The sequence below is a fragment of the Thiobacillus denitrificans DSM 12475 genome (genome assembly GCF_000376425.1).
In the GTDB taxonomy this organism is placed as follows: Bacteria; Pseudomonadota; Gammaproteobacteria; order Burkholderiales; family Thiobacillaceae; genus Thiobacillus; species Thiobacillus denitrificans.
Genome location: NZ_AQWL01000013.1, coordinates 1 through 14,033, shown reverse-complemented (window position 1 = coordinate 14,033; position 14,033 = coordinate 1). Strand labels below are relative to the sequence as shown.

General features: G+C 59.5%; 12 protein-coding genes. 3 read left to right on the top strand and 9 right to left on the bottom strand.

Going from position 1 to position 14,033, the window contains the following annotated elements; all coding sequences use genetic code 11:
* Positions 1-57: 57 nt before the first annotated feature.
* The 4 genes from mnmE to rpmH are packed head-to-tail and all read right to left on the bottom strand — an operon-like array spanning position 58 to position 3,566.
* Positions 58-1,398, bottom strand: a complete 1,341-nt coding sequence (gene mnmE, locus B059_RS0115775; protein WP_018079217.1) for a tRNA uridine-5-carboxymethylaminomethyl(34) synthesis GTPase MnmE — start codon at positions 1,396-1,398, stop codon at positions 58-60.
* Positions 1,370-2,995, bottom strand: coding sequence for a membrane protein insertase YidC (gene yidC / locus B059_RS0115770; protein WP_018079216.1), 1,626 nt, complete (start codon positions 2,993-2,995; stop codon positions 1,370-1,372). Before yidC ends, mnmE begins: the two co-directional genes overlap by 29 nt.
* Positions 2,996-3,009: 14 nt before the next feature.
* Positions 3,010-3,396 carry a ribonuclease P protein component gene (gene rnpA, locus B059_RS19425; RefSeq protein ID WP_018079215.1) on the bottom strand — a complete coding sequence of 129 codons (387 nt, stop codon included), beginning with the start codon at positions 3,394-3,396 and terminating at the stop codon, positions 3,010-3,012.
* A 35-nt stretch (positions 3,397-3,431) separates the two neighbouring features.
* Positions 3,432-3,566 (bottom strand): 50S ribosomal protein L34, encoded by a 135-nt coding sequence (gene rpmH / locus B059_RS0115760; RefSeq protein WP_011313339.1) that lies wholly within the window; start codon positions 3,564-3,566, stop codon positions 3,432-3,434.
* A gap of 230 nt (positions 3,567-3,796) precedes the next feature.
* On the opposite strand from rpmH, the gene dnaA reads away from it, so the two are divergent.
* The 3 genes from dnaA to gyrB all read left to right on the top strand — a co-directional run bounded on the left by dnaA (position 3,797) and on the right by gyrB (position 8,963).
* Positions 3,797-5,140: a chromosomal replication initiator protein DnaA gene (gene dnaA, locus B059_RS0115755; RefSeq protein ID WP_018079214.1), complete on the top strand. Its 1,344-nt coding sequence runs from the start codon at positions 3,797-3,799 to the stop codon at positions 5,138-5,140.
* A gap of 179 nt (positions 5,141-5,319) precedes the next feature.
* Positions 5,320-6,426: a DNA polymerase III subunit beta gene (gene dnaN / locus B059_RS0115750; protein ID WP_018079213.1), complete on the top strand. Its 1,107-nt coding sequence runs from the start codon at positions 5,320-5,322 to the stop codon at positions 6,424-6,426.
* Between the two features lie 65 nt (positions 6,427-6,491).
* On the top strand, positions 6,492-8,963 hold the full coding sequence (gyrB, locus tag B059_RS0115745) for a DNA topoisomerase (ATP-hydrolyzing) subunit B (RefSeq protein WP_018079212.1): 2,472 nt from the start codon (positions 6,492-6,494) through the stop codon (positions 8,961-8,963).
* Positions 8,964-9,100: 137 nt separating this feature from the next.
* Here gyrB and B059_RS21275 read toward each other — a convergent pair whose 3' ends face one another.
* From B059_RS21275 to B059_RS20490, 5 genes are all read right to left on the bottom strand, one after another.
* Complete coding sequence (locus tag B059_RS21275; protein WP_211206929.1) at positions 9,101-9,277, bottom strand: hypothetical protein; 177 nt, start codon at positions 9,275-9,277, stop codon at positions 9,101-9,103.
* Positions 9,278-9,301: 24 nt separating this feature from the next.
* A complete protein-coding gene (locus B059_RS21270) occupies positions 9,302-9,487 on the bottom strand; it encodes a hypothetical protein (RefSeq protein WP_026177588.1) in 186 nt (61 codons plus the stop codon).
* 255 nt (positions 9,488-9,742) lie between these two features.
* Positions 9,743-12,658: a bifunctional diguanylate cyclase/phosphodiesterase gene (locus B059_RS0115730; protein ID WP_018079211.1), complete on the bottom strand. Its 2,916-nt coding sequence runs from the start codon at positions 12,656-12,658 to the stop codon at positions 9,743-9,745.
* A gap of 395 nt (positions 12,659-13,053) precedes the next feature.
* Positions 13,054-13,710, bottom strand: coding sequence for an exonuclease/endonuclease/phosphatase family protein (locus B059_RS0115725; RefSeq protein WP_157273761.1), 657 nt, complete (start codon positions 13,708-13,710; stop codon positions 13,054-13,056).
* A gap of 61 nt (positions 13,711-13,771) precedes the next feature.
* Positions 13,772-14,033: IS30 family transposase (locus tag B059_RS20490; protein WP_157273760.1), on the bottom strand; the 262-nt coding region annotated here is incomplete at its 5' end.

The window sequence follows — 14,033 nt, the reverse complement described above, 5'->3', positions numbered from 1 at the left end:
GGAACACGTTTCAAGCATAAGCGCTGGCGCAGCCCGGCAAAAGACCCGGGGTGTCGCTTACTTGCCGATGCAGAATTTGCTGAAGATTTCGCCCAGCAAATCGTCGGCGGTGAATTCGCCGGTGATGTCCGACAGGGCGGCCTGCGCCAGCCGCAGTTCTTCGGCCAACAGCTCCAGCTGCGTTGCCGTCTGGCGCGCGGCCGCCAGGTGCGCGGCGCCGCGGGCAAGCGCATCCAGATGCCGCGCGCGCGCCATGAACGCGCCTTCGCCCGCCGACTGCCAGCCCGCCGCCTCGAGCAGCTTGCCGCGCAGCAATTCGACGCCGGCCCCGGTTTTGGCGGAAAGCCAGACCTCGTCGCCTACCGCGCGCGGCGCCTCGGCGGTAACGTCGATCTTGTTGTGGATGGTCAGCCGCCTCACCTCGGGCAGGCGCGCCAGAATCGCCGCCTCGCGTTCGCCCAGGCCATGCGCCGCATCCACCAGCAGCAGTGCCACGTCGGCTTTTCCCACGGCGGCCCAGGTACGGGCAATGCCGAGCTGTTCCAGCGGATCGTCAGTATCGCGCAGGCCCGCCGTATCGACGATGTGCAGCGGCACCCCGCGAATCTGGATCGCTTCGCGCACGGTATCGCGCGTGGTACCGGCGATCTCGGTGACGATCGCCGCCTCGAATCCGGCCAGTTGGTTGAGCAGGCTCGACTTGCCGACATTCGGCTGGCCGATCAGCACCACCGTCACGCCTTCGCGCAGCAGCGCGCCCTGTTTCGCCTGCGCGCGCACCGCGGCGAGGCTGGCGTCGATCCGGTCGAGGCGGCCAAAAACATCCGCCTGCTGCAGAAGATCGATTTCTTCTTCGGGAAAATCGAGCGTGGCTTCCACCAGCATGCGCAGGCGGGTGAGCGCCTCGACCAGTTCGGCTATCCGCGCCGAAAACGCGCCCGAAAGCGAACGTACGGCCGAACGTGCCGCCTCACCCGAGGCGGCATCGATCAGGTCGGCCACTGCTTCGGCTTGCGCCAGATCGAGCTTGCCGTTGAGATAGGCGCGCCGGGTGAACTCGCCCGGCCCGGCCAGCCGCGCGCCGAGTTCTATGCAGCGCTGCAGGATCAGATCGAGCACCGCCGGTCCGCCGTGCCCCTGCAACTCCAGCACGTGCTCGCCGGTAAACGAATGCGGGGCGGCAAAATAAAGCGCGATGCCCTCGTCGATCACCCCGCCGCCGCCGTCGACGAAACGGGCGAAGGTGGCGTGCCGCGCTTCCGGCACGCGTCCGAGAACCGCAGTGGCAAGCGGGGCGACCTCCGCCCCCGACACCCGCACCACCCCGACTCCGCCGCGGCCGGGCGCGGTGGCAATGGCGGCGATCAGGTCAGGCTTTGCCGGGGACCGTTTTGCCACCGCCCTCGACCTGCTTGTTGATCGCCCACTGCTGCGCGATCGACAGGATGTTATTGACGACCCAGTACAGCACCAGGCCCGCCGGGAAGAACACGAACATCACGGTAAACGCCACCGGCATGATCATCATGATCTTGGCCTGCATCGGGTCCATCGGCTGTGGGTTGAGCTTGACCTGCAGGATCGAGGTGACGCCCATGACGATCGGCAGGATGAACCAGGGATCGGGTACGGTCAGGTCGGTGATCCAGCCAAGCCAGGGCGCGCCGCGCATCTCGACCGCGGCGAGCAGCACCCAGTACAGCGCGATGAACACCGGGATCTGGACCAGGATCGGCAGGCAGCCGCCGAGCGGGTTGATCTTCTCGGTCTTGTACATCTCCGCCATTGCCTGATGCAGCTTGGCACGGTCGTCGCCAAAGGTTTCCTTCAGTTGCTGCAGGCGCGGCGTCAGCTTCTTCATCTTGGCCATCGACTTGTAGCCTGCCGCCGACAACGGGTACAGCGCCAGCTTGAGAAGAATGGTCAGAATGATGATGGCCCAGCCCCAGTTGCCCACCAGGCGCTCGATTTTTTCCAGCGCCCAGAAGATGGGGTAAGCCAGCGGCGTCAGCCAGCCGTAATCGCGCGCATGCTCCAGGCCGGGGGCGGCTTTCTCCAGTACGCTCTGGATTTGCGGTCCGGCATACAGCGGCACGGTGAATGTCTTTTGCTGGCCGGGCGCGAGCGTCCCTTCGGCCAGAATCACCCCGGCAGAATACAGGCCGTCGCCCAGCGCGCGGGTGTAGTACTCGCGCTTGACGCTATCTTCGGGCAACCAGGCCGACACGAAATGGTGCTGCACCATGCCCACCCAGCCGTTATTGGCGGTTTTCTCGAATTCGGCCTTGCCTTCCTGAATGTCATTGAACGCGACTTTCTGGAATTTCTTTGCGTCCGTATAGAAGGCCGGGCCGGTGTAGGTGTGCAGGAAAAAAGACGAGCCGCGCGGCGCCTCGGCATGACGGGTGAACTGGTAATACGGCGTCAGTTCGACAGGCTGCGACCCGTTGTTGATGACCCGGGTTCTGACGGCGATCTGATAGCTTCCGCGCTTGAAAACATAGGTTTTTTCAACGCGCACGCCGGTAGCCGGATCATTCCATACCAGCGGCACTTCCAGTTGGGCCGCGCCGCCGACGAGGCGATAAATACCGGGATTGAGCTGAAACACGCTACGGTGCGTCGGCAGATCTTTCCCCACCAGGCCGCTTTGCGCCAGATAAGGCCGCGTCCTGTTGTCCTCGAACAGGGTGAAGATCTGATTCTTGTCTTCCGTCTCGCGATACGGCAGCAGCTGCAGTTGGCGCAGGTCGCCGCCGTTGGCATCGATGGTGGCGCGCAACACGTCGGTTTCCACCTGCGCGCGCTGCCCCCTGGCAAAACCGGCCTGCGCCGGTGCTGCGGCAGCCGGCGCGTTCAGCGCCTGACTGGGAGTGGGCGCACTCACCGTGGATGGCGCGACCGGAGCCGGCGCGTGTTTGTCCTGCCAGGCCTCCCATAACAAAAGCAGCGAGAAGGAAAAAACGATGAAAAGAATCAGCCGCTGGTTATCCATGAGACGGGACGCGTTTAGTTGGAAGAGAATTCCGGCGCTGCTTCGCCTGCCGGAGCGGTCGGCCATTTTGCCATGGCCCGGTGGCCGGCGCGCTGGAAGGTGCGCGGCAGATCGCGAGCCTCATTTCCAGGAACCGGCTTGGCAATCAGGCGCACGACGAAATCACATGCAGGCAGTTCCGGCAAGACCTGCCGGAAGCTTTCGCGCACGCACCGCTTGACGCGGTTGCGATCCACCGCACGCGCAAGCAGGCGTTTGGCAATCACCATCCCCAGCCGCGGGTGGCCCACCTGGTTGGGGCGCGCCATCACCATCACGTAATCCGTTCGGGCGCGCTGATTGTCGGCAAACACCCGGTCGAAATCGGCTTTGTCAACCAGGCGCGCATCGCGGAGGCGCACGCCACCCGCTTTGTCTGGGTGCGCGTCGATGCGGATCAGACGGCCAGACGGGCGCGGCCCTTGGCGCGGCGTGCATTGATCACGGCACGGCCAGCCTTGGTTTTCATGCGGGCGCGGAAACCGTGGGTACGCTTGCGGCGGACGGTGGAAGGCTGATAAGTGCGTTTCATGACATATCCTTTCTGGCTGGCGCTGGCCCGGCCCCGCCGAGGCAGGATGGCCAAACATAAAAAAATTGTTGAAAAACCGCGTATTAGACGCCCACCACCGGGGCAATGTCAAGTTTGTGGCAACCCGCCGCGCCGCGTCGGGCGGGTTGCGCCTGTGGATAACCTTGTCGAAGGGGAGTAAGATCCACATTTGAATCTCAATGCCGCTTTCCGCCTCCTCCCCCTCGACTATGGATTCCTTCTGGGCCCTTTGCCAAGAGCGCTTTCGCGCCAACCTGACCCAGCAGCAATTCAGCACTTGGATCAAGCCCCTGGTATTTGACGACGCCGGCGGCGAGGTGCGCATCCTGGCGCCCAACCATTTCGTGTTGGACTGGGTGCGCGAGAAATTCGCCGAACACATCGACGTCTGGGCGCAGGAGTTTTACGCCCACCCGGTTGCCATTACCTACGCGCTCGGCAAAAAAAGCAGCATCCCGCGCACACCTTCCGCACCGGCGACGGTCACACAATCCGCCGCCCTTCCGACCGGTGCCGCGGCACCGGTCCAGCTTGGCCTGCGCATCAATCCGGGATTCACTTTCGATAACTTCGTTTCCGGCCGCGCCAACCAGCTGGCACGTGCTGCCGCGCTGCAAATTGCCGACAATCCGGGGGTGGCCTACAACCCCCTGTTTGTCTACGGCGGCGTGGGACTGGGCAAAACGCACCTGCTGCAGGCCATCGGCAATACCGTGCGCCAGGCCACGCCGGACGCGCGCATCAGCTACATCCATGCCAACGATTACGTGGACGACGTGGTCAAGGCCTATCTGAACAAGCAGTTCGATGACCTGAAACGACGTTACATGTCGCTGGACCTGCTGCTGATCGACGACATCCAGTTCCTGGCCAAGAAGGACCGCACCCAGGAAGAGTTTTTCTACGTATTCAACTCGCTGATCGAGAACAAGAAACAGATCGTCATTACCTGCGATACCTTCCCCAAGGAGATCAGCGGGCTGGACGATCGCCTGAAATCGCGCTTCGCCTGGGGATTGACCGTCGCCGTCGAACCGCCGGAACTGGAAATGCGGGTCGCCATCCTGCTGGCCAAGGCGCAGGCGGAAAACATCAAGCTCGACGAGAACGTCGCCTTTTTCATCGCCAAGCAGGTACGCTCCAACGTACGCGAACTCGAAGGCGCCTTGAAGCGGGTGATCGCATTCTCGCGCTTCCACGAAAAGCCGATCACGCTGGAACTGGTGAAAGAAGCCCTGCGCGACCTCATCGCTTCGACCTCGCGTATCGTCTCGATCGAGAACATCCAGAAAACCGTCGCCGACTTCTACAAGATCAAGGTGGCCGACATGTTCTCCAAGAAACGCACCCGCAACCTGGCACGCCCCCGCCAGATCGCCATGGCGCTGGCCAAGGAGCTGACCAACCAGAGCCTGCCGGAGATCGGCGAATCGTTCGGCGGGCGCGACCACACCACGGTGATCCATGCCTGCCGCAAGGTAGCCGAGTTGCGCGAGACCGAAGCCGACATCGGACGCGACTATCTGGTGTTATTACAAAGCCTGACTGGCTGAGGATGAAATGTGGATAAGGCGGATCCTGCGCTGGGAATGGAAAATCCATCCCCACCCCTCCCACCTTGCCAAGGTTTTACCCACACCCATAAAATAACAACAACATATTGTTTTAATTGAAAAAAAAATCTTATCCCCAGTTTTGGTCCGCCTTTATTATGATTCTCAGGAATATATAAATGCTATTAGTACAAAGCGAACGCAGCGCCCTTCTTGCTTCTCTCTCCGCCGTGGTCGGGGTAGTCGAGCGGCGCCATACCCTGCCCATCCTGTCCAATCTGCTGCTGGAGAAAAAAGCCGGCAAGCTGACCGTGCTGGCCACCGATTTGGAATTGCAGGTCAGCACCCAGCTGGAGAGTGCGCAAGCTGGCGAAGACTTCGCCATTACCATCGCTGCGCGCAAGCTGTTCGACATCGTGCGTGCCCTGCCCGACGCCGCCAAGGTCAAGCTCGACTCCAAGGACAGCCAGGTGGTGGTCAGCGCAGGCAAATCGCGTTTTACCTTGCAGACCCTGCCTGCCGCGGATTTCCCGCGGGTCGAAACCGGCGCGGGACTCGGCGAGGCGATCCGTCTGCCGCAAAAAACACTGAAGCGCCTGTTGCAACTGGTGCAATTCGCCATGGCCAGCCAGGATATCCGCTACTATCTCAACGGCATGTTGCTGGTTCTGGACGGCGAGCAACTGCGCGTGGTCGCCACTGACGGCCATCGGCTGAGCTATGCCGAAACCCGGCTCGAATCCGCGGCCGAAGCACGCGAAGTCATCATCCCGCGCAAGACCGTGGTCGAACTGTCCAAGCTATTGGGTGAGGTGGACGATCCGGTCGAGCTGCGCATCGGCGCCAACCAGGTCACCATTACCCTGCCCGGCACCGAACTGGTGACCAAGGTGGTGGATGGCAAATTCCCCGACTACCAGCGCGTCATCCCAGCCAACCAGCCGCGCCACCTCAAGGCCAACCGTCAGAGCGTGATGCAGGCTTTGCAGCGCGCAGCGATTCTGTCGAATGAAAAATTCCGCGGCGTGCGCCTGGTGATGAGCGAGAACACGCTGGGCATCGTCTGCAATAACAACGAACAGGAAGAAGCCGCCGACGAAATCGAAGTCAGCTACAACGGCGATCCGCTCGACGTCGGTTTCAACGTGACCTACCTGCTCGATGGCCTGGGCGCACTCAATACCGAGGAAATCACGCTGTCGCTGGGCGACGCCAACAGCAGCATGCTGCTGACCAGCGAAGCCGAAGCCGGTTTCAAGTACGTCGTGATGCCAATGCGCATCTAGGCCGGAAGATCGATTCCGCACACCTTGCAACAACCGGCAGCAATGCCCCACGAGGTATAAACACCATGAGCGACAAGCCAGACAACGCGATGCCCGATGACGTGAACGGAGGCTACGACGAAGACAGCATCCAGCAGCTGGAAGGCCTGGAAGCGGTACGCAAGCGTCCCGGCATGTACATCGGCGATACATCCGACGGCACCGGCCTGCACCATATGGTGTTTGAAGTGCTGGACAACGCTATTGACGAGGCGCTGGCGGGCTGGTGCGACGACATCAAGGTCATCATCCATCCCGACAACTCGATTTCGATTACCGACAACGGGCGCGGCATTCCGGTCGGCGTGAAACTCGACGACAAGCACGAACCGAAGCGCAGCGCGGCCGAAATCGTCATGACCGTACTGCACGCCGGCGGCAAGTTCAACCAGAACAGCTACAAGGTGTCGGGCGGTCTGCATGGCGTTGGCGTATCGTGCGTCAACGGCCTGTCGAAATGGCTGAAGCTGATCGTGCGCCGTGACGGCAAGAAATACATGATGACCTTCCACCGCGGCAAGGTGCTCGACCGCCCCATCGAAATCCAGAATGGCGTGGAAGTTTCCCCCATGCAGGTGGTCGGCGAAGCCGAAGGGCGCGGTACCGAAGTCCATTTCCTCGCGGACGAGGAGATCTTCGGCAAGGTCGAGTTTCATTTCGACATCCTCGCCAAACGCATCCGCGAACTCTCCTTCCTCAACAACGGCGTGAAGATCGAGCTGATCGACCATCGCGATGGCAAGAGCGAAAACTTCGCGCACTCGGGTGGCGTCAAGGGCTTCGTCGAGTATGTGAACCGTGTCAAATCGGTGCTGCACCCGAAAATTTTCCATGCCGTCGGCGAAAAGGACGGAATGGTCGTCGAAGTCGCGATGCAGTGGAACGACAGCTATTCCGAGACCGTGCAGTGCTTCACCAACAACATTCCGCAACGCGATGGCGGCACTCACCTCACCGGCCTGCGCATGGCGATGACACGGGTGTTGAACAAATACATCGAAGAAAACGAGCTGGCGAAAAAAGCCAAGGTCGAAACCACCGGCGACGATATGCGCGAGGGCCTGACCTGCGTGCTGTCGGTCAAGGTACCCGAGCCGAAATTTTCCTCGCAGACCAAGGACAAACTGGTTTCCAGTGAAGTACAGCCGGTGGTGCAGGAAGTGGTCGGGCAGAAACTGGCCGAATATCTGCTGGAAAACCCCAGCGATGCCAAGCTCTTGTGCAACAAGATCGTCGAAGCGGCGCGGGCTCGCGATGCGGCGCGCAAGGCACGTGAAATAACACGTCGAAAAGGCGTCATGGATGGCCTCGGCCTGCCCGGGAAACTGGCCGACTGCCAGGAAAAAGATCCCGCATTGTGCGAAATCTACCTGGTCGAGGGCGATTCCGCCGGCGGCTCGGCCAAGCAGGGCCGCGACCGCAAGTTCCAGGCGATCCTGCCGTTGAAAGGCAAGATACTCAACGTCGAGCGCGCGCGCTTCGACAAGGTCATCAGCAGTCAGGAAATCGCCACCCTGATCACCGCGCTCGGCACCAGCATCGGCAAGGACGACTACAACCCGGACAAACTGCGCTACCACCGCATCATCATCATGACCGATGCCGACGTCGACGGCGCGCACATCCGTACCCTGCTGCTCACTTTCTTCTACCGCCAGATGCCGGAGCTGGTCGAGCGCGGCCACATCTACATCGCCCAGCCACCGCTTTACAAGGTCAAGCATGGCCGCTCCGAACGCTACATCAAGGACGAACACGCGCTCAAGGAACACCTCATGGCCGAAGCGATGAAGGAGGCCGAACTGACGCCGATGGACGGCGCCATGCCGATCACCGGCGAGGCGCTGGAAACGCTGGCGCGCGAGTATTTCCTGGCCGAAGCAGTAAGCGAACGCCTGAGCCGCTTGCTGCCGGACGACGTGCTGCAGGCCCTGATGCGCATCCCGCGCTTGAGCCTGGCCGACAGCGGTGCCGCGATGCAGAGCGAAGCCAGCCTCGGCGCGGCACTGGATGCGCAGAAATTCGAAGTGGCCGCCGAATACATCAGCGAGTCCGACAGCCATCGCCTGCGCATCATCCGCCATGCCCACGGCAACGCGCACGTCAGTTTCCTCGAAGCGGATCTGCTCGAATCCGGCGACTACAATCAGCTGGTCAAGGTCGGCGACTTGCTGCGCGACCTCATCGGCCTCGGCGCCCGCGCCAAGCGCGGCGAGAAGGAAATCCCGGTGCAGAGCTTCCGCGAGGCGATGGACTGGTTCCTCGCCGAAGTCAAACGCGGCATGAGCATCCAGCGCTACAAGGGGCTAGGCGAAATGAATCCTGCCCAGTTGTGGGAAACCACCATGGATCCCAAGGTGCGCCGGCTGATGAAAGTGCAGATCGAGGATGCGATCTCGTCCGACCAGATTTTCACCACGCTGATGGGCGACGAGGTCGAACCGCGGCGTAACTTCATCGAGACGAATGCGCTGGGCGTGCGCAACCTGGATGTCTGATTGTGTAGGATCTCGTTGAATTCTAGATTTTTCTCAAATCTTTAGAATTCATGAGGATTTGAAGAAGGCCAACCTAGGAGGTTGGCCTTCTTACCAGAAGCTCTGGCAGCCTCGATCAAGAAAAGTCAAAGCTTCAACTAGTAGTACTGCCGGATATAGCTGTACGCCTTCTCGAACAGTTCCTCGTCCGTATGCAGCTTGTATTTGAACAGCGCCTTTTTCACTTCTCGCTCGCCTGCCAAAGTGCCCTGCCAGCCCGGAAAACGCACCAGGCGCACGATTTCGTCGATTTCATTGACGACGCGCTCGACCATGATGGGGGTCTTGGCTCTCTTTGGCTACGGGTTGGATAACACGGCCTCCAGGAGGTCAGCATTCAGCACCAAGGTGTCGAGATCATCGCGCACTGCATCCACAGGCATGTTCTGATGAATAAGCTCAATCGTCCTGGACCGAGCGAATGCCAGATCAGCTTGCCGTGGCCACTGGAGGGCTGCACCAACTGGTAAACCTGCGACGACCATTTGTAATCCTTTTCAAAGGGGCCAACCATGGCATCGGGCGACAGCGCTTTCCAGATCGATCGTGTCCAGCACGCTGTATTCGGCGGCGAAGTTGTCGCGCACCGTGTTGTTGGATACCTCCCGAGGCTATCGTAAACCTGCTGAGTCTAATGGACGGCGTGCGATGCATAGCCGACCGTGGTGGCATAGTATGCCAGCGTCGCCTTTGGCCGACCCGCCTGAAGTAGTCCATCGCATTTTTGCTCACCTAAGCCTCTAGTCCATAGGGCTGATGCTGCCCCCATTGTTCAGCAAACGGGTGATCTCCTCGGCCGGCTTTGGCTTGCTGAACAGAAATCCCTGGACGTAATCGCAGCCCAGTTCTTTCAGAAGGGCGAGTTGCTCGGCGGTTTCCACGCCTTCAGCAATGGTCTTCAGCTTAAGGCCGTGCGCTAGTGCAATGATGGTACGTACGATGGCGTCGCTGCTTTCAGATTGTCCAAGCGTACTGACGAAGCTCTGGTCGATTTTGAGTATATCCACGGGTAAACGCTGCAGATAGCTTAATGACGAGTAGCCCGTACCGAAGTCGTCAATATAGATCGTGAAGTTGTGACTTTTCAGCAGATCGATCTGCCGTATGGTTGTTTCGACATCGTCCATCAGTTCAGATTCTGTCAATTCAATAGCGAGCAGGTTAGAGCGGTTGCGATTGATGGCGCTGGCTGCCATTGCAAGGCGCTCAACGAAGTCTTCCTGCCGCAATTGATGAAACGAGATGTTGATCGCCACGCGGATTTCCATCAATCCGGCATCCTGCCAGACCTGGATTTGCCTGCATGCGCTGTTCAACACCCAGTCACCCAACTCGACGATCAGGCCGGTCTCCTCAGCGACGGGGATGAACCGTGCCGGCGACACGGGCCCGAATTCCGTGCTGTTCCAACGTGCGAGCGCTTCGAGGCTCACGATGCGGTGGGTATGGATATCCACCACCGGTTGGTAATACAGGGCCAGCCCCAGAACGTCCTTGATGGCGTGCCGGAACGCCTGTTCGAGTTTCTCCCGTTCACTGGCGGCGCGTTGTATCGTGGAAGAATAAAAGTTCACGGCGTGGCTGCGGCCAGTCTGGCCACTGCAGGCAAGCGTTGCATTCACGAGCAGGCTCGCTGCATCCTCGCCATCGTCAGGATAGATTGCGGTGCCGCCCCGTATGCTCAGGTGGATTTCGCGCGTGGTGTTCCGAAAAACGGTAGGCAGCCCCGCCACGAGAGATTGGACGAGATGGATGGCATCCTGTGTCGACGCAATATCGACGTAGGCGATTGCGAACTCGTCGCCGCCCAGTCGCGAAACCGTGTCGCCTTCCCGGACGTGGGCCGACAAATATGTAGCGAGCATGTTCAGGACGTCGTCGGCGACGTGATGGCCATGCACGCCGACCAGTCGATGAAAGTCCGCGATGTTGAGCACGACCACGCTTACGTGGCGATCATGGTGGCGCGCCCGCAGAATCTCCTGCTGCAGGCGGTCTTCACAAAGCTTTCTGTTCGGCAAGCCGGTCAGTGCGTCGTGGTACAGCAAATGATCGATGCGCTGGTCCTTGTCGATATACTCGAGACCAAGTGAAATATCTGCAGCTAGCTCCTGAAAGAGATCCACCTCCGGCGCCTCGAAGAAATGAGCCTCGGCGGCGTAGAGCCCAAGTACGCCTATGACTTCCCCCTCCCGTTTCAGCGGAAAGCCCGCCAGTGCCTCAAAGCCGTACGACCGCGCCAACGATTGCCAGGACTTGTCGCGCTGATTGACTATCCTGAGGTCGTTGCAGATGACTGGATGAGCTTGGGGCATGGCCGCCGCACAGGGGCACAGATCCTCATCTGCCCGTGCATGCGGAGTCAGGCAGTGGCGATCGACGAAATCGTTTCCCTCTCCATGACTGGCCATCTTCATGACCCGCCCCGTACCAGGTTCTACTATGCCAATCCACGCAAATCGCAGCCTGCCCCGTTCGACAGCTATGCGACAGGCCTCCTTGAGTAATTCGTCCTGTACGCGGATTCGGAGGATGGCGCCATTAATACCGCTGAGCACCTCATGTATCCGGTTGAGTCGATGGATCTGTTGATGATTCCGTTGTAGCGCAGCGCCCATTCGGTTGAACTCGCCTGCAAGCATGGCGATTTCGTCGCGTCCCTTGATTGCTGCGCGCGCGGAGAAGTCGCCGTCGGCCATTTGGCGGGCCGCTATCGACAACAGCCGCGTGCGTCGCATCACCAATATCTCGCTGCCGAACCAGGCGAGCACCATGATGCCGAGGAAGGTTGCCACCAGAAAAGCTGCGCGTGGCAGCAGATCCGCGTTGAGCGCAGCATAGATCTCCTGGGACGGGATGCCGACCAGGATGTGGCCATTGCGTTCCTCGCCCGAGCCAATGCGCGCCAGGGCGTAAATCCGCTGAATGCCGTCGACGCCGTGTCCTTCGCTGATCGCCTCCGATTGCCCGCTATCAAGGAACGCCTTAGCGATCGGCACATCGCTTGTCAGGTTGATGCCGGTCCACTTGCCTTCCGGGTCCGGCGCGCGTGCCAGAATGACGCCTTGTCGATCAACGACCATTATGGCCGATTCGGGAGGCAGCTCGGTCAAGGGCATGAACCGCACAAGCCATTCAAGGTTTAACGCAGCGTACACGACGCTCTGGACCTGTCTCGTGGCGTCGAGAACGGGTTTCGCAATGACCTGGACGGGCTTGTTAGTGAGTCGGCCTATCTGGTAGTCGCCAATGCTAAGTCGTTTGGTCGCGGCGGCCGTCTTGAAATAGGCGCGGTCGCCGAGATAGACCGGTGCGCTTGTGCTCACGCCGCTGCAGGCTACATATCCGTCCGGACGGATCACGCCAAAATTCGTATAGTTGAGGTTGCCATACAGCAGGCTTTGCAGCAGCGCATCACAATTGGGCGTATCCAGTGTGCGCACCTGCGGCAGATCCGCTATGAGGTTAAACAGCTGCTCTGTTTCGGCGATCCGCGCTGCATGGTGGTTAACTGCGAAACGCGCAAACCTAAGCACCGAATGCTCGATGTCCGCTTTCAGATGGCGATGCTGCTCAACGGCGGTGTCCACGACTACTGCCAGCGCGGGCAGCATAGTGATCAGCACAAGCAGCATGAGACGTGTGCGCAGCGTCATTGCACGCTTGTCTCATACGCGGTGAATCTCGCCGTTAACAACGGCACAAATGGGCTGGCCAACAGTGGCCCAGTTGACACGACATACGCTTCCTTTTACTTTTTAATAGTTGATGTTTTTGCTCGGTTATTGTGCTTATAGCCAAATCGAATCGGCAATGCAATATCCTCAATGCAATGTCATTCCGCAAACGGTGGCCGCATTCTGCCCTGCGCGGGCCATTAGCTAATGGGTGATTCCAGATTGTCGGGAAGGTCGTAGGAATTTCTCGGGTAATTTGAGAGTGTCATGGCCCAGCTTTCTCAGATTGGATGAGAAAGCCTTTGATTTCTTTGAAGGCAATTTCTCGCGAATTCTGAGAACCTACAAATTGTGTAGGTTCTGAAGCGCGTGGTCTAGAAGGACAATTCCACCCACATTGGCCGGTGATCCGAGATGTAGTAACGCAGGTAGGCTTTGAAGTTCTTCGCGTTCGAGCCGTCTTTCCATAGCTCCGGAAAGAGCACGGCATCAAAGTCGAAAACGCCCTTTTTGCCCGTAAAGTGATTCTTCGTCGTCTCGGGCAGGAAAGCCACCTGATCATAGCTCGCGTCGCTGCTGATGCTTGAACCGATTTGCGTCGAGTGCTCGGGAAGATCGAGGCCAAATTTGGTCAACGCTGTGTAGATCGGATCCCCTGGCTCGCATTTGGGCATATTGAAATCCCCCATGACGACCAGTTCGCGGGTGAACGAGTAAGGGCTCTTCTTTCGCAAATCTGCCCATTTGGCCACGGCAAATGTCTCCAGTGACCGGCGAGCAATCGATGCGGGCTTTTCGTCCCCGTAGTACAGGTGAACATTCACGAACATCATGGACGTCTTGCCAACCGAAAACGCCGCAAGATACGGCGTACGGTCGAAGGCGTTGAATTGGGCGTCGACTCCGGGGAACTTGATCGATTTGAAGCGGGAAGGCGAAAAAGCGATTTCGCCCACTTCCTCCAGCAGGCTCAGCTTCTTGCTGTCGTAAAGGAACGCCATCCGCTCGTTGTTTCCTGACGCGTCTGACATGAGCACCTTGAAAGACCTGGGGAGCTTCGCGTGGATATCGAACAGGTCACCGAAGGCGGATTCAACCGATCGACGCAACGGATTGGTGAAATCGTTCGGCGGGTGTTGCGTAGTTTAGTGTTTTCCTAGGGCGCTCATTCAATTTCCTCGCGATGGCATTGAGCTTGGCTTGCGAGTAGGTCGAAATATCGGTTCCCTTGGGGAAATACTGTCGCAGTAGCCCATTCGTATTTTCATTGGTTCCACGCTGCCAAGGACTCCGAGGGTCACAGAAATAGACCTGTATGTCCGTCGCCAACGTAAAGCGCTTGTGTCCGGCCATC

Coding starts and splice junctions, on each gene's coding strand:
- yidC (WP_018079216.1), bottom strand. CDS start 2,995: ATGGATAACCAGCGGCTGATTCTTTTCATCGTTTTTTCCTTCTCGCTG.
- rpmH (WP_011313339.1), bottom strand. CDS start 3,566: ATGAAACGCACTTATCAGCCTTCCACCGTCCGCCGCAAGCGTACCCAC.
- dnaA (WP_018079214.1), top strand. CDS start 3,797: ATGGATTCCTTCTGGGCCCTTTGCCAAGAGCGCTTTCGCGCCAACCTG.
- dnaN (WP_018079213.1), top strand. CDS start 5,320: ATGCTATTAGTACAAAGCGAACGCAGCGCCCTTCTTGCTTCTCTCTCC.
- gyrB (WP_018079212.1), top strand. CDS start 6,492: ATGAGCGACAAGCCAGACAACGCGATGCCCGATGACGTGAACGGAGGC.
- B059_RS21275 (WP_211206929.1), bottom strand. CDS start 9,277: ATGGTCGAGCGCGTCGTCAATGAAATCGACGAAATCGTGCGCCTGGTG.
- B059_RS21270 (WP_026177588.1), bottom strand. CDS start 9,487: ATGGTCGTCGCAGGTTTACCAGTTGGTGCAGCCCTCCAGTGGCCACGG.
- B059_RS0115730 (WP_018079211.1), bottom strand. CDS start 12,658: ATGACGCTGCGCACACGTCTCATGCTGCTTGTGCTGATCACTATGCTG.
- B059_RS0115725 (WP_157273761.1), bottom strand. CDS start 13,710: ATGTCAGACGCGTCAGGAAACAACGAGCGGATGGCGTTCCTTTACGAC.